The sequence below is a fragment of the Cellulosimicrobium sp. KWT-B genome (genome assembly GCF_002127155.1).
GTDB lineage: Bacteria > Actinomycetota > Actinomycetes > Actinomycetales > Cellulomonadaceae > Cellulosimicrobium > Cellulosimicrobium funkei.
Genome location: NZ_NEDO01000007.1, coordinates 95,880 through 117,322, shown reverse-complemented (window position 1 = coordinate 117,322; position 21,443 = coordinate 95,880). Strand labels below are relative to the sequence as shown.

Below are 21,443 nucleotides of genomic sequence, written 5' to 3'. Positions count from 1 at the left end.
CGTACCGGCGCTCGTTCGCGTCACCAGCCGTGGCGCTCCCAGGCCGTCACCGCCTCGTCGCCCTCGAGCCACTCGAGCCGCAGCCGCCGCCCCCGCACCTCGAGCCGGGCGTCGTCGTCACGGGGGAGCGGGGGCGCGCCGGGATCGTCGCTGTACAGGTCCTCGTCGCCGTCCGTGCCGTCGAGGTGGGCTCGCCACTGCACGCGCGGCTCCGGGTTGACGTGCCGGGGGAACGTCTGCGGCCCGACGGTGTCCCAGTGCGTGCACACGCGCGTCACGAGGTGACCGGCGAGCCGGGCCGTGCCCTCGTCGTCGGCCCACATGCGCGCGACGCGACCGGTGCCCTCGGGGGTGACGGCCTCAGTCACGGGCGGACGCCCCGACGAGCGGAGCCCGTCCCGACGACGGCGCCCGCGGGTCGTCGTCCGGCCCCGTGCCGCCGTCGTCGGCGGGGGGAGCGCCGCCGTCCTGCGCACGACGGCGCACCCGGCGCAGCACCCAGCGCACGACGAGCAGCACGAGACCGGCGACGACCAGCCACGGGAGCAGCGCGCCGAGGACGACGACCAGGCCGTTGAGCGTGGTCAGCAGAGCGTTCCAGCCGTTCTGCAGCCCGCCGAGGAAGCCGCCGGGAGCGAGCTGCTCGGCCGGTACCACCTGCACGACCGTGACGTGCAGAGTCGACATCGAGACCTGGTCCGTGAGCGCGGCGCGCTGCGACTGGAGCGACTCGAGCTCTGCCTGGCGCGTCGTGAGCTCCTGCTCGGCGGCGAGCAGGTCCGCGGTCGTCGCGGCGTCGCCCATGAGCGTCCGCAGACGCTCGACCGACGTGGTGAGCGCCGCGACGCGGGCGTCGAGGTCGCGCGCGGCGCCGGTCACGTCGACCGCCTCGATCGCGAGGTCGCGCACCTCGCCGACCTGACCGAGCGCGTCCACGGTCGCGGTCGTCTGGGCCGCCGGCACGCGCACGGTCAGCTCGGCCGTGGGCCGCGCGTCGCCCTCGGGCTCGGACTGCCGCCGGCTCTCGACCCGCCCGCCCGCGCTCTCCGCGAGCTCGGCGACCTGCTCGGCGGCCGCCGACGGGTCCTTCGCGACGACGGTCACCGAGCCGGTCGTGACGATCTCGCGGTCTGCCTCGACCACGGCGTCCTCGTCGCCGGTCGTGATCCCGGCCGGGGCGCCGGACGAGGCGTCGGTGCCGTCGACCACCGCCGCCTCGGACCCCGCGCCGGAGTCGAGGGCGGCGTCGCCGGCGCCCGGCGTCGCGGAGCAGCCGGCCAGGAGCGCGCCGCCGAGCACCAGCGCGGCGACGACGGCGAGAGGGCGAGTGGTCCGCATGCTGCGAGGGTAGGGGGCCAACCGCGCGAACCGGACAGCCGCACCCACATCGTGACCGTCTTGTGAACTGTCCGTGATCCGACCGTCGCCCGGCGCCGTGCGGACGCGCCGGTCCCCGCGGGAGGATGGGCGCGTGCTCGTGTGCTGCGGACTCGTGACCCTCGACGTCGTCCAGGTCGTCGACGCCCTGCCCGGACCCGACGAGAAGGTCGTCGCGCGGTCCCTCGCCGCGACGTTCGGCGGCCCGGCCGCGAACGCCGCGGCCACCGCCGTCGCGCGCGGCGTCCCGACGACCCTCGTCACCGCCGTGGGCCACGGGCCCCTCGCCGCGGTCGTGCGGTCCGAGCTCGAGTCCGCCGGCGTCGCGCTCGTCGACGCGGTGGACGGCGCGGTCGGGGTTGCCGGGCCGGCCCAGCCCGCGGTCTCGACGGTGCTGGTCACGCGCGCGACCGGGGAGCGCGCGGTCGTGAGCACCAACGCCTCCGGCTTCGGCGACCTCGCCGACGCGCGGCTCGTCGCGCCGGGTCGCACGACGGACCTGCTGGACGAGCTCGGCCCCGGGGACGTGCTGCTGCTCGACGGCCACCACCCGGGGCTCGCGCTCCGGGTCGCGCGCCGCGCGCGGGAGCGCGGGTGCGCCGTCGTGCTGGACGGGGGCTCCTGGAAGCCCGACGCGCCCGCGATGATCGGGCTGTGCGACGCCGTCGTCGTGTCGGCGGACTTCCGGCCGCCCGGCGTCGCGACGGACGACGTGCTCGACGCCGTCGCCGCGCTGGGCCCCCGGTTCGTCGCGCGGACCCGCGGTCCGCGGCCCGTCGAGGTGCTCGACGCGGGGGAGAGGTACGAGGTCGTGGTCCCGCTGCCGGGCCGCGTGGTCGACACCCTGGGCGCGGGCGACGTGGTCCATGGCGCGTTCGCCGCGGCAGTGGCGCGCGGGTCGTCGTGGCGCGCGGCGCTGGAGGACGCCGTGCTGGTCGCGTCCCGCTCCGTCGAGCACGCCGGCGCGCGGGGCTGGATCGCCGCGACGTCGTGACGCGCGGGGGCCGTGGGACCAAGGTCCCGGGTCGCGGCCTCCTCGGCTACATTTCGGTCACGAAGCCGGGAGAGAGTTGACAGCCACTTAGTAAAGGCAGTCTACTAACAAACATGACAACGGCAGTCACCGGCACCGGCGCACCGAGGAGGCGACTGAGCTCAGGGCTCAGGCCGACCTCCAAGGTGCTCCCCGAGCACGCTCGGGCCCACAACCGGTCGCTCGTGCTGCAGCACCTGTTCCACGAGGGGCCCACGTCGCGCGCCGACCTCGCGCGCGCCACCTCCCTCACCCGCGTGACCATCTCCGACCTCGTCTCCGTGCTCATCGCCGAAGGCCTGGTCGAGGAGCTCGGCGTCCGCCCGGGGCAGCGCGTGGGCAAGCCCGCGATCCTCGTCGGCATGCGCACGAGCGCGTACCAGATCGTCTCCGTCGACCTCACCGACGACGAGGTCCTGCGCGGCGCCGTCGTCACGCTCACGGGCGACTTCGTCGTCCGGCAGAGCCTCGCGGTGGACGGACGCACCGGCACCGAGCTCGTCGACCTCCTCATGCGCTTCTGCCGCGGCCTCATCGCGTCCGCGACCCAGCCGGTCATCGGCGTGGGGATCGGGTCGCCCGGCGTCGTCGACGCCGAGGGTCGCGTCATCGAGGCGCCGAACCGCCGCTGGTACGACGTCCCGCTCGCGGCCCAGCTCACGGAGCGGCTCGGGCTCGCGGTCCACGTCGCCAACGACGCCAACATCGCCGCGCTCGGCGAGTTCACGTTCGGGGGAGCGGCCGGGGACGGCCTGCTCGTCCTCACGGTGGGCGAGGGCGTGGGCGCCGGCATCATGGTCGACGGCGCACGCGTGCACGGGCACGCCGACGCCGCCGGCGAGCTCGGCCACGTGACCGTGGTCGAGGACGGCGAGCCGTGCGCCTGCGGGCGCCGCGGCTGCCTGGAGACCGTCCTGTCCGTGCCGGCGCTGCGCCGCGCGGTGGACGGGCTCGACACCGAGGCTTCCGACGCCGTGCTGGCGTCGGTGGGCAGGACGCTGGGCATCGCCCTGGCCCCTGTCGTCAGTGCGCTCAACCTCGCGGAGGTGCTCGTGAGCGGTCCTGCGGACCTGCTCGACGGCCCCTTGCGCGAGTCGGCGTTCGAGACCATCCGCTCCCGCACCATGCCGGTCATCGGCAGCGGGCTGCAGGTGCGGATGGCCACGCTCGACGAAGACGTCGTCCTCGCTGGGGCCGCCGTCCTCGTCCTCTCCGGACAGCTGGGGGTCTCGTGAGCCGACGACGCTCCGCCTGACCCGCCCTGCCCGACCGGGGCGCGGGCCACGACCCGCCCCTCACGACCTCCTGGGACCCCCAGTGCAGCACCCCCAGGAACGCAATAACACAGCAGCACCCCTGCACACGCTCGATTACGCAGGACTCCTGCCACACCTCCGGTGGGGGCATCGCCGCCACCACCAAGAATCACCGAGAGGAAGCACCCAGTGAAGAGGAACCGTCTCGTCGCCGCCTCCGTGGCGTCGACGATCACCCTGGCGCTCGCGCTGACCGCCTGCAGCACCGGCGGCGGGAGCGACGACAACGGCTCCGGCGACGGCGAGTCCGCCTCCGGCGACATCCGCGTCTGGCTCAACGGGTCGGACACGCCCGACGCCGCGCGCGACTACCTCAAGACCACGTTCGAGGAGGAGAACCCGGGCAGCACCCTCACGATCGAGGAGCAGTCCTGGACCGGCCTCGTCGACAAGCTCACCACGTCGCTCTCCGGCTCCGACAGCCCGGACATCGTCGAGGTCGGCAACACGCAGTCCCCGGCCTTCACGTCCGCAGGCTTCTTCCGTGAGATCACCGAGGACGAGTTCCAGTCCCTCGGCGGCGACGACCTGCTCGGCGGCTTCGTCGAGGCCGGCGACTGGGAGGGCAAGCACTACGCCCTGCCGTACTACGCGGGCTCGCGCGCCGTGTTCTACACCCCGCAGGTCACCGGCTCCACGCCGGTCCCGACGACGATCGACGAGTACGTCGAGACCGCGAAGTCGCTCAAGACGGACACGGTCTCCGGCGTCTACTGGCCCGGCCAGGACTGGTACAACGCCCTTCCCTTCGTCTGGGAGAACGGCGGCTTCATCGCCGAGCAGAACGACGACGGCGAGTGGGAGGCCGGGTTCTCCTCGGAGGGCGGCCTCGCCGGCCTCGAGCAGGTCCAGGACCTCATGACGAACGCGTCGCTCGCGCCGAAGGACGGTCAGGAGACCGACCTCCAGGTGCCGTTCTGCGAGGGCCAGGTGGCCTACGTGTCGGCCCCGACGTGGATCGCCGGCACCATCAAGACCTCGGCCACGCCCGAGGACCCCAAGACCACCCCCGGGTGCCTCGAGACCTACGGCTCCGACCTCGCGGCGTTCCCGCTGCCCGGCAAGACCGCGGGTGAGCCGGCGGCCGTGTTCGCCGGTGGCTCGAACATCGCCGTCGCGGCGAAGTCCAACAACCCGGACCTCGCGTACAAGGCGTTCGAGATCATGATGAGCGACGAGTACCAGACGATCCTCGCCCAGGCGAACATGATCCCGGCGAAGAAGTCCCTCGCGAGCGAGGTGCCGCAGGACGACCCGATCGCCCAGGCGGGCGTCGAGGCGGCGCAGAACGCTCGACTCACCCCGGCGTCCCCGAAGTGGGCCGACGTCGAGGCGCAGAACGTGCTCCAGAGCGCCTTCACGAAGCTCGCCAACGGCGACGACGTGCAGACGGTCGCCGAGGAGCTCGACGCGAAGATCGAGTCGATCCTCAACAGCTGAGCCGGTCCGACGGTGCCCGGTGACCGCCGGGCACCGTCGGAGGCTCGAGCCGTCAGGGGTGGGGACTCCTTCGCCGGAGCCCCCACCCCTTCCCATGACGAGCCCCGGAGGCACGTCGCCTGCGCACCACCGCGCAATCCCTGACGGAGTGAGGAAATGAGCTCAACCACCCTCGAACCCCGCACCGAGCGCTCCGGCGCGCCCGTGCGGCCACCCAAGAAGCGGCGCCCACCGATCCTGCCGTGGACGCTCCTCGTCCCCAGCCTCGTCGTGCTCGGCATCCTCGTCGGATACCCGCTCGTGCGGCTCGTCATCATGTCGTTCCAGGAGTACGAGCGGGCCCAGCTCATGGGTCAGCCCGCCGAGTGGGTCGGCTTCGACAACTACGTCCAGGTCCTCACCGACGTCGACGGCTTCTGGACCGTGCTCCTGCGCAGCTTCCTGTTCATGGTGGCGTGCGTCGTCCTGACCATGGTGCTCGGCACGCTCATCGCGCTGCTCATGATGCGTCTCGGGAAGGGCTTCCGCCTGCTGGTCTCGGTCGGGCTGCTGCTGGCGTGGGCCATGCCGGCGCTCGCTGCGACCATCGTCTGGGGCTGGATCTTCGACACCCAGTACGGCGTCATCAACAACCTGCTGACCGCGATCACGGGCGACAACTGGATGGGCCACTCGTGGCTCCTCAACCCGCTCCAGTTCTTCCTCATCGCGACGATCGTCATCGTGTGGGGCGCCGTGCCGTTCGTCGCCTTCACGATGTACGCGGGACTGACGCAGATCCCCGGCGAGGTCCTGGAGGCGGCCCAGCTCGACGGCGCCACCCCGGTGCAGCGCTTCCGGCTCATCATGGTCCCGTACGTCCGCAGCATCATCACGGTGCTCATCGTGCTGTCGATCATCTGGGACCTGCGCGTCTTCACGCAGATCTACGCCCTCCAGGGCGTCGGTGGCGACCGCGACAAGACGAACACGATCGGCGTGTACATCTACCAGATGGGCATGGCCCAGGGGCACTACGGTCTCGCCGGCGCCATCTCGGTGATCTTCGTGTTCATCATGCTCGGCATCTCGTTCTACTACGTGCGCCAGACGGTCCGGGAGGAAGAACTGTGAGCACCGTCCAGACCACCCCCCGAGCCGCGGTCCGGCACGCTTCCCCCGCGGCGGGCACCGCCCCTCGCGTGAGCCGCGAGAAGCAGCGCAAGAAGCTCGCGAACGTCGGCTACGCGATCCTGGCGATCATCGTCTTCGTCTCGTCGGTCTTCCCCGTCTACTGGATGATCAACACGTCGTTCCTGCCGTCGAGCCTCGTGCGCGGGACGGAGCTGAAGTTCTTCCCGACGCCCGACGTCTTCACGCTCAACAACTACGTCACGGCGATCACGGACGAGACGCGGGCCCCGTTCATCCCGGCCATGGGCAACTCGCTCACGGTGACGTTCTTCACCCTCGTCATCGCCATGGTGCTCGGCTTCCTCGCGTCGCTCGCGGTGACGCGCTTCCGGTTCAAGGGTCGCCGGACGTTCATCCTCGCGATCCTCGTGGTCCAGATGATCCCGGGCGAGGCGATGATGATCTCGATCTTCCGGATCATCGACAACTGGCAGATGCTCAACACGATCGTCGGGCTCGGGATCGTCTACGTGTCCGGCGTGCTGCCCTTCACGATCTGGACGCTGCGCGGGTTCGTCAACGGCGTCCCGGCAGACCTCGAGGAGGCCGCCATGATCGACGGGTGCTCGCGGGGCAAGGCGTTCTGGAAGATCACCTTCCCGCTCCTGGCCCCCGGGCTGGTCGCGACGGGTGTCTTCGCGTTCATCCAGGCGTGGAACGAGTTCGTCATGGCGCTGATCATCATGCAGCGCCCGGAGGCGATGACGCTGCCGGTCTGGCTGCGGACCTTCCAGCAGGCGACCCAGGCGACCAACTGGGGCGCGCTCATGGCCGGCTCGGTGCTCATCGCCATCCCGGCCGTGGTGTTCTTCCTCATCGTCCAGGGTCGGATGACCGGTGGCCTCGTCTCGGGTGCGGTGAAGGGCTGACGTGAGCGACCTGAGCACGGCTGCCTCGCTCGACGGCGAGGCGGCCGCAGCCCTGGCCGGACGCCCCGGCCCCGGGACCGCGCCACGGCGCGGTCCCGTGGGCCCGGGCAGCGCGGTGGGCCTCGACATCGGCGGCACCAAGGTGCTCGCGGCCTTCCTCGGCCCCGACGGGGTCGCGCGCGAGACGCTGCGCCTGCCGACGGTGCGCGGACCGGAGGGCGTCGTGTCCAGCGCGGCGCGCGCGGTCCGCGAGGTGGTCCGCCGCGCCTGCGGTGACCTCGCGGACGTCGACGGCGTCGGCGTCGGGGTCCCCGGGCTGGTGGACCCCGCCGACGGCTCCGTCGTGCACGCGGTGAACCTCGGCATCGAGGGCGGACGCTTCGCCCTCGCCGAGGCGCTGTCCGCGGAGCTCGGCGGCGTCCCGGTCCAGGTCGACAACGACCTCAACGTGGCCGCCCTCGGTGCCTCGCACCTGCGCGGCGCGGAGGGGGAGGACCTCGCGTTCCTCGCGCTCGGCACCGGGCTCGCGGCGGGCATCGTGCTCGGCGGCGAGCTGCGCCGGGGCGTGAGCGGCGCGGCGGGGGAGATCGGGCACATCCCGATCGACCCGCGCGGCCCCGAGTGCGCGTGCGGGCAGCGCGGGTGCGTGGAGGTCTACGCGTCGGGCTCCGCCGTGTCGGCACGCTGGCCGTCGCGCCACGGCCGGCCGGCCCCTGCCGAGCTCTTCGAGGCCGCGGCCGCGGGCGACCCGGACGCGATCCGGATCAAGGACGAGTTCGCGTCCGCCGTCGCCTCCGCCGTGCGGATCCTCGAGCTGACGGTGGACGTGCGCCACGTCGTGCTCGGCGGCGGCGTGTCCGCGCTGGGCCAGCCGCTGCTGGACGCGGTCCGCGACGCGCTCGACGCGCAGTCGAGCACGTCCCCCTTCCTGTCCTCGTTGCGTCTGTCGGAGCGGGTCTCCCTCGCTCCGTCGGACGTCCCGGTCGCCGCCGTGGGCGCTGCTCTCGTCGGCCGTCGAAAGGTGTTGTGATGGAGGTCGTGATCGCTCCGGCGGAGCGGTTGGCGGTGCTGGCTGCGGATGCCGTGGAGGCGGTGGTGCGGTCGGGGCCGGGGGCGGTGCTGGGGTTGGCGACGGGGTCGTCGCCGTTGAAGGTGTACGACGAGCTGGTGCGTCGTCATGTGCAGGAGGGGTTGTCGTTCGCGGGGGTGCGGGCGTTCATGCTGGACGAGTACGTGGGTCTGCCGGTCGATCATCCGGAGCGGTACCGCAACGTGATCGAGACGGAGATCGCGTCGCGGGTGGACTTCGCTCCGGGTGCGGTGCAGGGTCCGGACGGCAACGCCGAGGACCTGGTGGCGGCGTGCGCGGCGTACGAGGAGTCGATCGCGGGGGCGGGGGGTGTGGACCTGCAGATCCTGGGGATCGGGACGGACGGTCACATCGCGTTCAACGAGCCGGGGTCGAGCCTGGCGTCGCGGACGCGGATCAAGACGTTGACGGCGCAGACGCGCGAGGACAACGCGCGGTTCTTCGGTGACGACGTGGAGCGGGTGCCGCGGCACTGTCTGACGCAGGGTCTGGCGACGATCATGTCGGCGCGGCACCTGGTGCTGCTGGCCACGGGCAAGGGCAAGGCGGAGGCGGTGCACCAGCTGGTGGAGGGTCCGGTGAGCGCGATGTGGCCGGCGACGGTCATGCAGATGCACCCGCACGCCACGGTCCTGGTCGACGACGCGGCGGCCTCGCGCCTGCAGCTGGGCGACTACTACCGCCAGACGTACGCGTCCAAGCCCGACTGGCAGGGCCTCTGACCCGACGGGTCGACGACACCTCGCGGGAGCTCCCGCGACACCGAGCCGCCCGTCGGCGCGCGGTCCACGCCCCTGGACCGTGCGTCGGCGGGCTTCGTCGTCTCCCGTCCCCGCGGCCCGTGGTCCGCGCGGCGGGTGTCGCACGGCGCGCGGACCGGCCGCGGCGACGGCCGCCCGACGTGTGGGCGTCGCGACGTAGACTTCACTCCATGATCGAACTCCGCGCGAGCACGCCACCCGGGGGTCCCGAGGACCCGTTCCGGACTCCTGCGACCGAGCCGACGACCGGCACGTCGACCGGGGTGCTCGAGCGCGAGGAGACGCGCGAGCAGACCGAGCCCGGCGACCACGAACGCTTCGCGCACTACGTGCGCAAGGAGAAGATCATGCAGTCGGCGCTCTCCGGCAAGCCGGTGATCGCGCTGTGCGGCAAGGTCTGGGTGCCCGGCCGTGACCCGAACAAGTTCCCTGTGTGCCCCACGTGCAAGGAGATCTACGAGGGACTGCGAGACCCGCAGGACGGCGAGGGTGACTCCGGCAAGTGAGCGCGGAGCACCACACGACGTCCACCGGTCACTCCGCCCCCGACTCCCGTAGCAGGACCTCGCCGCCGGCACCCCAGAGCCCGTCCTCCGCAGCGGCGTCGCACCTCTCGCCGGCGTTCCCGCGGCGCGCCCCGTGGGGCTCGGCGTCCAAGCTGCGCGCCTGGCAGGCCGAGGCGCTCGAGCTGTACCGCACGCGCTCGCCGCGCGACTTCCTCGCCGTCGCGACGCCCGGCGCGGGCAAGACGACGTTCGCGCTGCGTGTCGCGACCGAGCTCCTGGAGCAGGGCGTGGTGCGGCGCGTGACGGTCGTCGCCCCCACCGAGCACCTCAAGCACCAGTGGGCGGACGCCGCGGCGCGCGTCGGCATCCGGATCGACCCGAACTTCCGCAACAGCCAGGGCCGGCACGGCGCGCACTACGACGGCGTCGCGCTCACCTACGCGCAGATCGCCGCCAAGCCGGCGCTGCACGCGGCGCGCACGACGGCCGACCGCACGCTCGTCATCCTCGACGAGGTGCACCACGGCGGCGACGCGCTGTCGTGGGGTGACGCGGTGCGCGAGGCGTTCGAGGACGCGACCCGGCGCCTCGCGCTCACGGGCACGCCCTTCCGCTCGGACACCGCGGCCATCCCGTTCGTCGAGTACGAGCGCGGTCCCGACGGCATCCGGCGGTCCCGCGCCGACTACACGTACGGGTACGGCGACGCGCTGCGCGACCACGTCGTGCGTCCGGTGCTGTTCCTGTCCTACTCGGGCAACATGCGCTGGCGCACGAAGGCCGGCGACGAGGTGAGCGCGCGTCTCGGCGAGGCGCTCACCAAGGACATGACGGGTCAGGCGTGGCGCACCGCGCTGGACCCGAACGGCGAGTGGATCCCGTCGGTCCTCGCGGCCGCGGACAAGCGGCTGACCGAGGTCCGGCGGGCGATCCCCGACGCGGGCGGCCTCGTCATCGCGACCGACCAGACGGACGCGCGCGCGTACGCAGGCCACCTCGCGCGCATCACCGGGAAGTCGCCGACGGTCGTTCTCTCGGACGACGACGGCGCGAGCAGCCGCATCGAGGAGTTCTCCGACGGCGACGCGCGCTGGATGGTCGCCGTCCGCATGGTGTCGGAGGGCGTCGACGTCCCGCGGCTCGCGGTGGGCGTGTACGCGACCTCGACCGCGACGCCGCTGTTCTTCGCGCAGGCCGTCGGACGGTTCGTGCGAGCCCGCAAGCGCGGCGAGACGGCGTCGGTGTTCCTGCCCAGCGTGCCGCACCTGCTCGAGCTCGCGAACGGGCTCGAGATCGAGCGCGACCACGCGCTGGACCGGCCGCTCACGGCGGAGGAGCAGGGGGAGGGGTTCAACCCCGAGGACGCGCTCCTCGCCGAGGCGAACCGCGAGGACAAGGCGTCGGGCGAGCTCGTCCAGGGCTCGTTCGAGGCGCTCGAGGCCCAGGCGTCGTTCGACCGCGTGCTGTTCGACGGCGGCGAGTTCGGCACGGGCGCGGACGTCGGCTCCGACGAGGAGCTCGACTTCCTCGGGCTGCCCGGGCTGCTCGACGCGGACCAGGTCACGACCCTCCTGCGTCAGCGGCAGGCCGACCAGATGAGCGCGCGCTCGCGCACCACGCAGTCCGCGGAGCGCGAGCGGGCCGAGATGGACCACCGGCGCGCCGCGGAGCTCCGCAAGGAGCTCCAGCAGCTCGTCTCCGCGTGGGCGCGCCGCAGCGGGCAGCCGCACGGGTCGGTGCACACCGAGCTCCGGCGCCGTTGCGGCGGGCCCGAGGTCCCGCTCGCGACGGTCGAGCAGCTCGACGCCCGGGTCGCGACGGTGCGCGGCTGGTTCGTCGGGAAGCGGTAGCGCGCGCGGCCCCGGCGGCCGGGCGCGCACGCCCGGCCGCGACCGGGTCGCGGCCCGGTCAGGGGAGTCAGGACAGCGTGTGCACGACCGTCGGGATCGCCGGGTCGCCGGCAGAGAGGCGGCGCGCGCCGCGGGGCAGCTCGGCGCGGGCCTCGCGGTGGCGGTGCGCGGCGTTCTCCACGCCGTACGACCCGACCCAGCGCGAGTCGACGGCGCCGTCGACGACGAGGGGCACCTGGAGCCGGCGCAGGTCGCCGTCGTCGGGCTCCCACTCCTGCACGGCGAGGTCGGCACCCGTGACGACGACCTCCTCGACCGCGCGCCCGTCGGCGTCGTAGCGGCGGGCGGCGCACTTGCGGCCGCCCGTGCTCGTCTTGGCGGTGGACGCCTTGGCGACGGGCTGGAGCACGCCGCTGGAGTCGGCGCGGGCGACGAGCTTGTAGACCATGCCGCACGTGGGGGCGCCGGAGCCGGTGACCAGGGACGTGCCGACGCCGTAGGAGTCGACGGGCGCGGCGGCGAGCGACGCGATGGCGTACTCGTCGAGGTCGGAGGTCACGGTGATCTTCGTGTCGTGCGCGCCGAGGGCGTCGAGCTGGCGGCGCACCTCCACGGCGAGGACGCCGAGGTCGCCGGAGTCGAGGCGCACGGCACCGAGGCGGCCGCCGGCCGCCTCGACGGCGTTCTCGACGCCACGGCGCACGTCGTAGGTGTCGACGAGCAGCGTGGTGCCGGGGCCGAGGGACGCGACCTGCGACGCGAAGGCGGACTTCTCGTCGTCGTGCAGGAGCGTGAAGGCGTGCGCGGCGGTGCCGATGGTCTCGAGGCCGTACCGGCGGCCCGCCTCGAGGTTCGACGTCCCGGCGAACCCGCCGACGACGGCGGCCCGCGCCGCGGCGACGGCCGCCTGCTCGTGCGCGCGCCGCGCGCCCATCTCGAGGCACGGGCGCTCGACGGCGGCGCTCGTCATGCGGGACGCGGCGGACGCGACGGCCGAGTCGTAGTTGAGGATCGACAGGACGAGGGTCTCGAGCAGCACCGCCTCGGCGAACGTGCCCTCGACCGTCATCACCGGCGACTGGGGGAAGAAGACCTCGCCCTCGGGGTACCCGGTGATCGTGCCGGTGAAGCGGTAGCCGGCGAGGAACTCGAGGGTGCGGTCGTCGACGACCGACTGCGCGTGCAGCCAGTCGAGCTCGGCCGCGGAGAAGCGGAACGACGCCAGCGCCTCCAGGACCCGCCCGGTCCCGGCGAGGACGCCGTACCGCCGACCCGGCGGGAGGCGGCGCGTGAAGACCTCGAACAGGCAGTGCCGGCCCGCGGTGCCGTCGGCGAGCGCCGCCTGGAGCATCGTCAGCTCGTAGCGGTCGGTGAGGAGCGCGGTCGACGCACCGGGCTGGTACGTCGGCTGGTACGACGGCCGCTGCGTCGGCGAGGCGGAGGGGGCAGCGCTGTCGGTCGCGGGGAGGGCGACGCTGCCCGGGTCGGCGAGGCTCATGCGGAATACCGTAGGGCAGCGACCGCCGCGGTGGGCGCCGACAGGCCCGCGAATAGAGTGGTGACGTGAGACCCCACCCGATCTTCACCCGCCCCGCTGCCGCGCGGGCGTCCCTGACCGTGCCCGAGGAGGCGGTCCGCACCGAGGAGGGGGCCCGGCTCGACAGCCCGTGGGTCACCCTCGTGTGGAACGACCCGGTCAACCTCATGAGCTACGTCGCGTACGTGTTCGAGTCGTACTTCGGGTACTCCACCGCGCGCGCCCACGAGCTGATGATGCAGGTGCACCAGGAGGGCCGGGCCGTCGTGTCGACGGGTGACCGCGAGCGCATGGAGGTCGACGTGCAGGCGATGCACTCGTTCGGGCTGTGGGCGACGCTCCAGAAGGACGGCGAGCAGTGAGGCCGTTCCGCGCGGAGGCGCACGGGTACGTCGCCGAGCTCGAGCCGTCGGAGCGGATCGTGCTGGCCCAGCTCGCGGGCGACGTCGCGCAGATGCTCCAGGAGGGCGTCCCCGGGCGGGCGTCGGACGCACCGGGCCGGACCGCGCCCGACGACGCGTGGTCGCCCCCGGGGTGGACGGGCCCGACGCCCGGTGGCGGCGGGTCGGACGCGACGCCGCCCCCGGACCCGGCCGTGCGCCGTCTGCTCCCGGACGCGTCGGACGACGTCGAGGTGGCGCACGAGTTCCGGCGCTTCACGCAGGACGACCTCGCGGCGCGCAAGGTGGGGCGGCTGGTGCTGCTCGGCCGGATGCTCGTGGACTCCGAGCCGGCCGAGGCGGCGCCGTTCGTCGTCGGGCGCGAGGAGGCGCAGGACGTCGCGGGCGCCCTGACCGACGTGCGCCTCGTCCTGGCCGAGCGCCTGGACCTGCGCACCGACGAGCAGGTCGAGGGCCTGTACGACGAGCTGGACCGGGAGGGCGACGACGGCCCGGACGACGGCGAGGTGGGAGGCGCGCCGCGCCGCTTCCTCGTGAGCGTGTTCCTCCTCACGGGGCTGCTCCAGGAGTCGCTCGTCGACGGCATGCTCGCGGACCTGCGGGCGGGGCGGGGCGGGCCGCGCCCCGAGCCGCGGGGCTGAGCGTGCCGCGGACCTGTGGGCGCTGCCACAGCGGCGTGCGTGTGGTTCGGGGCGCCTCGCGCGGGGCGGCGACAGTAGGCTCGGCCGGGTGAACGACGCTCCCATCGGGATCTTCGACTCGGGCGTGGGTGGCCTGACCGTGGCACGCTCGATCCTCGACCAGCTCCCGAACGAGGCCCTCCTCTACATCGGGGACACCGCGAACAGCCCGTACGGGCCGAAGCCGCTCGCGGCGGTCCGGGCGATGGCGCTGGCGATCATGGACCAGCTCGTCGACGACGGCGTGAAGATGCTCGTCATCGCGTGCAACTCCGCGTCGTCCGCGGTGCTGCGCGACGCGCGCGAGCGGTACACGCAGCGCCACGGGCTCCCGGTCGTCGAGGTGATCCTCCCGGCGGCACGTCGGGCCGTGGCCGCGACGCGCTCGGGCCGCATCGGCGTCATCGGGACGCGGGCCACGATCACGTCGCGCTCGTACGAGGACGCGTTCGCCGTCACCCCGGGCCTGACGCTGACGACGCAGGCGTGCCCCGAGTTCGTGCCGCTGGTCGAGCAGGGCGTGACGTCGGGCCCCGAGGTGCTGGAGGTCGCGCACCGCTACCTGGACCCGGTGAAGGCCGCGGGCGTGGACACGCTCGTGCTCGGGTGCACGCACTACCCGCTGCTGACGGGCGCGATCTCGTACGTGATGGGCGACGAGGTCACGCTCGTGTCGAGCGCGGAGGAGACCGCGAAGGACGTGTACCGCACGCTCGTCGCGCACGACCTCGAGCGCTCGCGCGACGCGGGGCCGCCGCGGCACCGGTTCCTCGCGACGGGGAGCGCGGAGCCGTTCGAGCACCTCGCGCGCCGGTTCCTCGGCCCCGAGGTGCTGAGCGTGGAGGCGGCCTGATGCGCCTCGTCACGGTCGGGTGCTCGGGGTCGTTCGCCGGCCCGGCGTCGCCCGCGTCGTCGTACCTGGTCCAGGTCCCGGCCGCGGAGGCCGCGGCCGCGGGGTTCGAGGCGCGCGACTGGAACGTCGTGCTGGACCTGGGCAACGGGTCGCTGGGCGCGCTGCAGCGGTTCGTCGACCCGCTCGACGTCGACGCGGTGGGCCTGTCCCACCTGCACCCCGACCACTTCGTCGACGTGTGCGGCCTGTACGTGTACCTGCGCTACCACCCGGTCCGCGGCTCGACCCGCACGGGCGTGCCGAGCCGGCTCACCGTGCTGGGCCCGGCGGGCACGGCCGCCCGCATCGAGGCGGCGTACGGCGCGGAGCCGGGCGACGGCGTGACGGAGGAGCTCGACGTGCGCACGTGGGAGCCGGGCGCGCCGGTCCGGGTCGGCCCGCTCGTCCTCGAGCCGTACCGCGTGTTCCACCCGGTCGAGGCGTACGGGGTGCGCGTCACCGGGCCGTCGACGCTGCGCCCGGGGGAGAGCGCCGTCCTCGCGTACACGGGGGACACGGACGCGTGCGAAGGCGTGGTCGAGCTCGCGCGCGACGCCGACCTGCTCCTGTCGGAGGCGGCGTTCCACGAGGGCCGCGACGACGGCGTCGAGCGGGGCATCCACCTCACGGGGCGGCGCGCGGGCGAGGTCGCGACCGCGGCTCGCGCGCGCCGGCTCGTGCTCACGCACCTGCCCGCGTGGAACGACCCCGAGCGCTCGCGCGCCGAGGCGCGCGAGACGTACACCGGCCCGGTCGACGTCGCCACGACGGGCGGGGTCTTCGACCTCTGACCGCTGAGCGCGGGGACGGGTCGCCGTCGGCCCCGGAAGGCGCGACCTTCCACCGCGCTCAGCGGTGGGCCGGGGGTCGGTAGGGTGGCGGCATGACCATCCCCTCCTCGTCGCCGGGCACGGCCGCGCCCCTCCGCGCCGACGGCCGCACGCCCGACCAGCTCCGCCCCGTGACCATCACCCGCCACTGGCTCGACCAGGCCGAGGGCAGCGTGCTCGTCGAGTTCGGCCGCACGCGCGTGCTGTGCGCGGCGTCGTTCACCGAGGGCGTGCCGCGCTGGCGCAAGGGGTCGGGCGAGGGCTGGGTCACCGCCGAGTACGCGATGCTGCCGCGTGCGACGAACGAGCGCAGCCAGCGCGAGTCGGTCAAGGGCAAGATCGGCGGGCGCACGCACGAGATCTCGCGCCTCGTCGGCCGGTCCCTGCGCGCGATCATCGACGTCTCCGCGCTCGGCGAGAACACGATCGTGGTCGACTGCGACGTCCTCCAGGCCGACGGCGGCACGCGCACCGCCGCGATCACCGGCGCGTACGTCGCGCTCGCCGACGCCGTCGCGTGGGGCCAGCGGCACGGCCACATCAAGGGCGGCAAGCCCGTGCTGACCGACTCCGTCGCGGCCGTGAGCGTCGGGATCATCGACGGCACGCCCATGCTCGACCTCCCGTACGTCGAGGACGTCCGCGCCGAGACGGACATGAACGTCGTCGTCACGGGCTCCGGGACGTTCGTCGAGGTGCAGGGCACGGCGGAGCACGCGCCGTTCGACCGCGCCGAGCTCGACGCGCTGCTCGACCTCGCGGTGGCCGGCACGGCCGACCTCACGGCGATCCAGCGCGCGGCGCTCGCGGCGGACGCGCGGTGAGCGGCACGTCCGAGACGGCGGGCGTCGTCGTGCCCGACGGCGCGCGACTCGTCCTCGCGACGCACAACCCGGGCAAGATCGCCGAGCTGCGCGCGATCCTCGCGGCCGAGCTCGACGCGCACCCGGGGCTCGAGCTCGCGCCCGAGGCGATCGTCGGCGCGGGCGACGTCGGCGCGCCCGAGCCGGTCGAGGACGGCGTGACGTTCGCCGAGAACGCGCTCATCAAGGCGCGCGCCCTCGTCGCGGCCACCGGGCTGCCGGCCGTCGCGGACGACTCGGGTCTCGCCGTCGACGTGCTGGGCGGCGCGCCCGGGATCTTCTCGGCGCGCTGGGCGGGGCGGCACGGCGACGACGTCGCGAACCTCGAGCTCCTGCTCGCGCAGCTCGGCGACGTGCGTGCCGAGCACCGCGCGGCCGGTTTCGTGTGCGCGGCGGCGCTCGTCACGCCCGACGGCACCGAGGTCGTGCGGACGGGGGAGATGCGCGGGACCCTGCTCACCGCGCCGCGCGGCGCGAACGGGTTCGGCTACGACCCGATCCTCTTGCCGGACGAGCAGCCCGGCGGGGGGACGGCCCGCTCCGCGGCCGAGCTGAGCCCGGCGGAGAAGAACGCGATCAGCCACCGCGGCAAGGCGTTCCGCGCACTCGCGCCGGACGTCGTCGCGGCGCTCTCAGCGCGGTAGGGGGCGGCCGGCGAGCTCGCGCTCGCGGCGTCGGCGGTCGCCGGGCCGCAGGACGCCGACGAGCGCGACCACGCCGCGCCAGCCGAGCATCGTCACCGCGAGGAACCCGAACGACACGAGCTGGAACGCCGGGGCCACGCCCTGGTCGGTGAGCACGCGCAGCAGGACGCCCAGCGCCCACGTGCAGCCCCAGACCACGACGCCCGTCGGCCACAGGGCCCACGGGCGGCGCCACGCGCGCGTGACGAGCCAGCCCAGCGCGGCGCCCGCGGCGAACGGCCACGCCACGACGAGCAGCCGCGTCAGACCCTCGTCGGCGGAGTGCGTCGCCAGGCCGCCGGTCGCGAGCGCGAGGACGCACGCGACGTCGGCCAGCGCGGCGAGCACGACGAGCCCGGGGCGACGAGGGCGCGGTCCGGTGGGCGCGAGGTCGGTCATGCTCCCGACGGTACCCCGCCCGCGGGACCGTCCCCGCACGGCCCGGACCGGCCCTGGCGGGTCGATCCCGGGACGCGGAGGGTCGATCCCCAGGAACATAGGGTGGTCCCCGTGCACCTCGCCGCCGACGACCTCGCCTTCGCCTACCCCGGACGCCCCGTCCTCGACGGGGTCGGGCTGCGCGTCGCCGCGGGGACGCGGCTCGGGGTCGTGGGGGAGAACGGCACGGGCAAGTCGACGCTCCTGCACGTGCTCTCCGGCGACCTCGCACCCGCCCGCGGGGAGGTGCGCCGCGCGGGCTCGCTCGCGCTCGTCGAGCAGGAGCTCGCCATCGCGCCGGGCCAGACGGTCGGCACGCTCGTCGCCGCGACGCTGAGCGGGCTGCGGGCGGTCGCCGCCGAGCTCGAGGCGGCGGCCCGGGACTTCGACCACGAGGCGGGCGACCTCGCCGAGCTCACGGAGATCCTCGCCCGCGCCGAGCACCTCGCCGTGTGGGACGCGGACCGCCGGGTCGACGTCGCGCTCTCGCGCCTCGGCGCGTGCCGCGACCGGGACCGCGAGCTCGCGACCCTGTCCGTCGGCGAGCGCTACCGCGTGCGGCTCGCGTGCCGGCTGGCCGAGCGCGCCGACCTGCTCCTCCTCGATGAGCCGACCAACCACCTCGACGCCGGCGGGATCGACTTCCTCACCGGCGAGCTCGTCGCGTGGCGCGGCGGGGTGGTGATGGTCACGCACGACCGGCAGCTGCTCGACGACGTCGCGACCGAGATCCTCGACCTCGACCCGGCGATGGACGGGAAGCCGGTGCTCTACGGGCAGCCGGGGTACCTCTCCTACCGGTTCGCGAAGAACCAGGCGCTGCACCGGTGGCGGCAGCGGTTCCGGGCGGAGCAGAAGCGTGCGGAGAAGCTCGCGGCGGTCCTCGACGCGTCGTACGAGGGGCTGTCCGACGAGTGGCGCCCGCCCAAGGGCAGCCAGAAGCATCGTCGCGCGACGCGCGCCCGGATCCACGTCAAGGCCGCGGACCGGCGCCTCCAGCAGCTCGAGGCCGAGGCCGTCGAGGTGCCCGTGCCGCCCCTCCAGCTCGTGTTCCCCGAGCTCCCCGCGATGTCGCCGGGCTGGGAGCCGGGCGACCCGGTGCTCGAGCTGCGCAGCCCGCGCGTCGGGCCCGACGACGGCGCGCGCCTCGACCTGCCCGGGACGCGGGTCGCGCTCCCGCCCTCGGGGCGCCTGCTCGTGACCGGGCCGAACGGCAGCGGGAAGTCGACGTTCCTCGCCGCGCTCGCGGGCCTGGTGCCCCTCGACCGCGGCACCCGGTCCGTGGTCGACGGCGCGCGCCTGGGCGTCGTCGCGCAGGAGGGCCCGGCGCTGCCCCCGGAGGCGGAGGACCGCACCGGGTTCGACGAGTACGCGCGCGAGGCGCTCGACCTGCTCGACGCGGGCCGCCTCGACCCGGAGCACCTCGTCCCCGTCGCGTTCCTGGGCCTGCTCACGGAGGAGGACCTGGAGCGGCCGCTGCGCGAGCTGTCCGCGGGTCAGCGGCGCCGGTTCGACCTCGCCCGGGCGCTCCTGGCCGCGCCGCACGTGCTGGTCCTCGACGAGCCGACCAACCACCTGTCGATCGACCTCGTCGACGAGCTCACCCAGGCGCTGCGCGTCACGCCCGCGGCGGTGGTCGTGGCGACGCACGACCGCCGCATGCGCGAGGACCTCGACGACTGGCCCCGGCTCGAGCTCGGCTGACGCGCCGCGCCGGCGGCGGAGGCGGAGGCGTGGGCGTGGGCGACGGGAGGCTCAGCGGCCCTCGGCCGGGCTGCCCGCGGGGACGAGCACCTTGCCCAGCGCGCGACCCCACGCGCGCGCCCGGTCGAGCTCGCCGTCGTCCAGGGGTCCCTCGACGTCGCCGACGTAGAACGACGCGGACGGGACGACGAGGCGGAACCCCGCGCGGCGCATCGCCCTGGCGGCACCGCGGGCCGCCGAGCCCGGGAGCGAGCGGACCTTCGTCGCGCGCGTGTCGAACGTCGCGGCGAGCCGCTCCTCGTCCTGCGGCGGGAGGGACTCCACCCACTCGCGCAGCCCGGTCGCCCGGTCGGAGACCGGTCCCGTCGCGCGCTGCACCGCCTCGGCGCGGGTCGCGGGGCGCGTCATGCCCAGGGCGTGCGTCGGGCCGCCGGCGACCACCAGCTGCACGTGGCGCAGGGCGTCCGGGTGGGCGGCCGGGTCGGTCACGTCGACGACCTCGACGCGCACCGTCTCGCACAGACCCTCCGCGATGGCCTGCGCGACGCGCTCGCTGTTGCCGTACATCGACTCGTAGACCACTGCGGCGTCCATCGCGCTCACCCCTTCGTCGACCGCCCGTCCGGACCGGACGGGTCCCCTCCCTCCAGCGTCCGGCTCCGCGGGCGCGGCGCCCAGGGCCGACGGGAACGAGCGTGCGGGCCCTTGGTCCCGGGCGCCCGGCCGGGGCGAGAGGGTCAGGGCGCGGGGCGCAGGCGGGAGTCGACGACGCGCACGAGCCACGCGAGGGCGAGGAAGACGACCGCCACGACGCCCGTGTTGACGAGCGCCCGGCCGAGGCCGAGCTCGCCCACGTCGAGGAACGGGTAGGGGTACCAGCCGACGACGGCGCCCCGGACGAACGTGTACGCGATCCACGCGAGCGGGTACGCGACGGACCACCAGACCGTCGCGGCGTCGACCCGCGGGCGCGGGCCCACAAGCCCCCAGGCGGCCACCGCGAGCAGCGGCGCGACGAGGTGCAGCAGGAGGTTCGAGACCTGACCGGCGCTCGTCAGGTCCTGCAGACCGCGCAGCACCGTGTTGTAGACGATCCCGGTCACCGCGATGCACAGCAGCGCGTCGAGGCGCGCGACGCGGAAGACGGTCCCGTCGCGCGCGGGTCGCGCCGCGAGCAGGACGGAGACGACCCCGACGAGCAGGTTCGACTGGATCGTGAAGTAGGAGAACAGGCGCACGAGGCGCTCGGCCTGGCTCGGGGCCGTGCCGGGACCGTCGACGAGCGCGATCGCGACCTCCAGGACGACGCCCGTGAGCGCCGCGACGGCGACGAGCGCGTGCAGGGTGCGGGCCACGACGTGCCGGCCCGCGTCGGCCCGGACGCGCGGCGCGTCGGTCACGGCAGGCGGCCGACGTACGCCATCGCCTGGCGCAGCAGCACCCCCTGGCCGCCGCGCATCTCGAGCTGGACCTCGTCGCTGCACGCCTGCTCGGGCGTGAGCCACGCGAGCTCGAGGGCGTTCTGCTGGGGCCGGCAGTCGCCCGTCACCGGCACGACGTACGCGAGCGAGACCGCGTGCTGGCGGGGGTCGTGGTAGGAGGTAATGCCCGGCGTCGGGAAGTACTCGGCGACGGTGAAGGGCTGCGGGGACGCGGGCACCTGCGGCAGCGCGACCGGGCCGAGGTCCTTCTCGATGTGGCGCAGCAGCGCGTCGCGGATGCGCTCGTGGAACATGACCCGCCCGGAGACGAGGGCCCGCGTCATCATGCCCTCGGGCGTCACGCGCAGCAGGAGGCCGACCGCGACGACGTCGCCCGAGTCGTCGACCCGGACGGGGACGGCGTCGACGTAGACGAGCGGGAGCTGGGCGCGCGCGACCGCGATCTCCTCGGCGCTGAGCCAGCCCGCGGGGCGCGGGTTGTCGTGGGAGAAGTCGTCGGGCGGGAAGTCGGCGGTGTCGGTCACGCGACTGTTCTACCCCGAGCGGTGCGGCGGGGCG

Annotated in this window: 23 protein-coding genes; 16 read left to right on the top strand and 7 right to left on the bottom strand. The window is 74.3% G+C overall.

The window, feature by feature from the left end:
• Positions 1–20 precede the first annotated feature (20 nt).
• Together B9L22_RS18565 and B9L22_RS18560 are read right to left on the bottom strand one after the other, a co-directional pair.
• The gene (locus tag B9L22_RS18565; RefSeq protein WP_086151467.1) at positions 21–368 is read right to left on the bottom strand and encodes a hypothetical protein; all 348 of its coding nucleotides are present in this window, start codon (positions 366–368) and stop codon (positions 21–23) included.
• Positions 361–1,338 carry a DUF4349 domain-containing protein gene (locus B9L22_RS18560; protein WP_086151466.1) on the bottom strand — a complete coding sequence of 326 codons (978 nt, stop codon included), beginning with the start codon at positions 1,336–1,338 and terminating at the stop codon, positions 361–363. Before B9L22_RS18560 ends, B9L22_RS18565 begins: the two co-directional genes overlap by 8 nt.
• Before the next feature lie 133 nt (positions 1,339–1,471).
• On the opposite strand from B9L22_RS18560, the gene B9L22_RS18555 reads away from it, so the two are divergent.
• From B9L22_RS18555 to B9L22_RS18515, 9 genes are all read left to right on the top strand, one after another.
• Positions 1,472–2,371: a PfkB family carbohydrate kinase gene (locus B9L22_RS18555; protein ID WP_086151465.1), complete on the top strand. Its 900-nt coding sequence runs from the start codon at positions 1,472–1,474 to the stop codon at positions 2,369–2,371.
• Positions 2,372–2,484: 113 nt separating this feature from the next.
• Positions 2,485–3,645 (top strand): ROK family transcriptional regulator, encoded by a 1,161-nt coding sequence (locus B9L22_RS18550; RefSeq protein ID WP_031315554.1) that lies wholly within the window; start codon positions 2,485–2,487, stop codon positions 3,643–3,645.
• Between the two features lie 210 nt (positions 3,646–3,855).
• A complete protein-coding gene (locus tag B9L22_RS18545; RefSeq protein ID WP_086151464.1) occupies positions 3,856–5,166 on the top strand; it encodes an extracellular solute-binding protein in 1,311 nt (436 codons plus the stop codon).
• A gap of 156 nt (positions 5,167–5,322) precedes the next feature.
• Entirely contained in the window at positions 5,323–6,279 is a 957-nt protein-coding gene (locus tag B9L22_RS18540; RefSeq protein WP_086151463.1) for a carbohydrate ABC transporter permease, read from the top strand.
• A gap of 68 nt (positions 6,280–6,347) precedes the next feature.
• On the top strand, positions 6,348–7,208 hold the full coding sequence (locus tag B9L22_RS18535; RefSeq protein WP_031315557.1) for a carbohydrate ABC transporter permease: 861 nt from the start codon (positions 6,348–6,350) through the stop codon (positions 7,206–7,208).
• 1 nt (position 7,209) lies between these two features.
• Positions 7,210–8,238 carry an ROK family protein gene (locus B9L22_RS18530; RefSeq protein ID WP_233140230.1) on the top strand — a complete coding sequence of 343 codons (1,029 nt, stop codon included), beginning with the start codon at positions 7,210–7,212 and terminating at the stop codon, positions 8,236–8,238.
• Positions 8,238–9,020, top strand: a complete 783-nt coding sequence (gene nagB / locus B9L22_RS18525) for a glucosamine-6-phosphate deaminase (RefSeq protein ID WP_086151462.1) — start codon at positions 8,238–8,240, stop codon at positions 9,018–9,020. The genes B9L22_RS18530 and nagB overlap by 1 nt, the downstream gene beginning before the upstream one ends.
• A 209-nt stretch (positions 9,021–9,229) precedes the next feature.
• Positions 9,230–9,565, top strand: a complete 336-nt coding sequence (locus B9L22_RS18520) for a DUF3039 domain-containing protein (RefSeq protein WP_021482851.1) — start codon at positions 9,230–9,232, stop codon at positions 9,563–9,565.
• Complete coding sequence (locus tag B9L22_RS18515; protein WP_086151461.1) at positions 9,562–11,415, top strand: DEAD/DEAH box helicase; 1,854 nt, start codon at positions 9,562–9,564, stop codon at positions 11,413–11,415. The genes B9L22_RS18520 and B9L22_RS18515 overlap by 4 nt, the downstream gene beginning before the upstream one ends.
• A gap of 67 nt (positions 11,416–11,482) precedes the next feature.
• Here the strand turns inward: B9L22_RS18515 and B9L22_RS18510 are convergent, their stop codons facing one another.
• Complete coding sequence (locus tag B9L22_RS18510; RefSeq protein ID WP_086151460.1) at positions 11,483–12,913, bottom strand: nicotinate phosphoribosyltransferase; 1,431 nt, start codon at positions 12,911–12,913, stop codon at positions 11,483–11,485.
• Positions 12,914–13,026: 113 nt separating this feature from the next.
• Here B9L22_RS18510 and clpS point away from each other — a divergent pair, with 113 nt between their 5' ends.
• The 6 genes from clpS (at position 13,027) to rdgB (ending at position 17,262) form a co-directional block, all read left to right on the top strand.
• Positions 13,027–13,314 carry an ATP-dependent Clp protease adapter ClpS gene (gene clpS / locus B9L22_RS20320; protein WP_031316085.1) on the top strand — a complete coding sequence of 96 codons (288 nt, stop codon included), beginning with the start codon at positions 13,027–13,029 and terminating at the stop codon, positions 13,312–13,314.
• The gene (locus B9L22_RS18500; protein ID WP_086151458.1) at positions 13,311–13,994 is read left to right on the top strand and encodes a DUF2017 family protein; all 684 of its coding nucleotides are present in this window, start codon (positions 13,311–13,313) and stop codon (positions 13,992–13,994) included. The genes clpS and B9L22_RS18500 overlap by 4 nt, the downstream gene beginning before the upstream one ends.
• Before the next feature lie 88 nt (positions 13,995–14,082).
• The gene (murI, locus tag B9L22_RS18495) at positions 14,083–14,886 is read left to right on the top strand and encodes a glutamate racemase (protein ID WP_031316087.1); all 804 of its coding nucleotides are present in this window, start codon (positions 14,083–14,085) and stop codon (positions 14,884–14,886) included.
• Entirely contained in the window at positions 14,886–15,716 is an 831-nt protein-coding gene (locus B9L22_RS18490; protein WP_086151457.1) for an MBL fold metallo-hydrolase, read from the top strand. The genes murI and B9L22_RS18490 overlap by 1 nt, the downstream gene beginning before the upstream one ends.
• A 92-nt stretch (positions 15,717–15,808) precedes the next feature.
• Positions 15,809–16,579: a ribonuclease PH gene (gene rph / locus B9L22_RS18485; protein ID WP_086151456.1), complete on the top strand. Its 771-nt coding sequence runs from the start codon at positions 15,809–15,811 to the stop codon at positions 16,577–16,579.
• Complete coding sequence (gene rdgB, locus B9L22_RS18480; RefSeq protein WP_086151455.1) at positions 16,576–17,262, top strand: RdgB/HAM1 family non-canonical purine NTP pyrophosphatase; 687 nt, start codon at positions 16,576–16,578, stop codon at positions 17,260–17,262. Before rph ends, rdgB begins: the two co-directional genes overlap by 4 nt.
• On the opposite strand, the gene B9L22_RS18475 is transcribed toward rdgB, so the two are convergent.
• A complete protein-coding gene (locus B9L22_RS18475) occupies positions 17,251–17,700 on the bottom strand; it encodes a DUF3054 domain-containing protein (protein WP_081896078.1) in 450 nt (149 codons plus the stop codon). The two genes, rdgB and B9L22_RS18475, sit on opposite strands and share 12 nt — an antisense overlap.
• A gap of 111 nt (positions 17,701–17,811) precedes the next feature.
• Here B9L22_RS18475 and B9L22_RS18470 point away from each other — a divergent pair, with 111 nt between their 5' ends.
• A complete protein-coding gene (locus B9L22_RS18470) occupies positions 17,812–19,443 on the top strand; it encodes an ABC-F family ATP-binding cassette domain-containing protein (RefSeq protein WP_086151522.1) in 1,632 nt (543 codons plus the stop codon).
• A 51-nt stretch (positions 19,444–19,494) separates the two neighbouring features.
• On the opposite strand, the gene B9L22_RS18465 is transcribed toward B9L22_RS18470, so the two are convergent.
• From B9L22_RS18465 to B9L22_RS18455, 3 genes are all read right to left on the bottom strand, one after another.
• Positions 19,495–20,037 carry a flavodoxin domain-containing protein gene (locus B9L22_RS18465; protein ID WP_086151454.1) on the bottom strand — a complete coding sequence of 181 codons (543 nt, stop codon included), beginning with the start codon at positions 20,035–20,037 and terminating at the stop codon, positions 19,495–19,497.
• Positions 20,038–20,180: 143 nt separating this feature from the next.
• Entirely contained in the window at positions 20,181–20,843 is a 663-nt protein-coding gene (locus tag B9L22_RS18460; protein ID WP_233140229.1) for a Pr6Pr family membrane protein, read from the bottom strand.
• Entirely contained in the window at positions 20,840–21,409 is a 570-nt protein-coding gene (locus B9L22_RS18455; RefSeq protein ID WP_009863909.1) for an NUDIX hydrolase family protein, read from the bottom strand. The genes B9L22_RS18460 and B9L22_RS18455 overlap by 4 nt, the downstream gene beginning before the upstream one ends.
• Positions 21,410–21,443: the final 34 nt, after the last annotated feature.

Excerpts from the sequence above, each read along its gene's own strand:
- B9L22_RS18560 (WP_086151466.1), bottom strand. The coding sequence starts at position 1,338 with ATGCGGACCACTCGCCCTCTCGCCGTCGTCGCCGCGCTGGTGCTCGGC.
- B9L22_RS18550 (WP_031315554.1), top strand. The coding sequence starts at position 2,485 with ATGACAACGGCAGTCACCGGCACCGGCGCACCGAGGAGGCGACTGAGC.
- B9L22_RS18540 (WP_086151463.1), top strand. The coding sequence starts at position 5,323 with ATGAGCTCAACCACCCTCGAACCCCGCACCGAGCGCTCCGGCGCGCCC.
- nagB (WP_086151462.1), top strand. The coding sequence starts at position 8,238 with ATGGAGGTCGTGATCGCTCCGGCGGAGCGGTTGGCGGTGCTGGCTGCG.
- B9L22_RS18520 (WP_021482851.1), top strand. The coding sequence starts at position 9,230 with ATGATCGAACTCCGCGCGAGCACGCCACCCGGGGGTCCCGAGGACCCG.
- B9L22_RS18510 (WP_086151460.1), bottom strand. The coding sequence starts at position 12,913 with ATGAGCCTCGCCGACCCGGGCAGCGTCGCCCTCCCCGCGACCGACAGC.
- B9L22_RS18490 (WP_086151457.1), top strand. The coding sequence starts at position 14,886 with ATGCGCCTCGTCACGGTCGGGTGCTCGGGGTCGTTCGCCGGCCCGGCG.
- rph (WP_086151456.1), top strand. The coding sequence starts at position 15,809 with ATGACCATCCCCTCCTCGTCGCCGGGCACGGCCGCGCCCCTCCGCGCC.
- B9L22_RS18475 (WP_081896078.1), bottom strand. The coding sequence starts at position 17,700 with ATGACCGACCTCGCGCCCACCGGACCGCGCCCTCGTCGCCCCGGGCTC.
- B9L22_RS18465 (WP_086151454.1), bottom strand. The coding sequence starts at position 20,037 with ATGGACGCCGCAGTGGTCTACGAGTCGATGTACGGCAACAGCGAGCGC.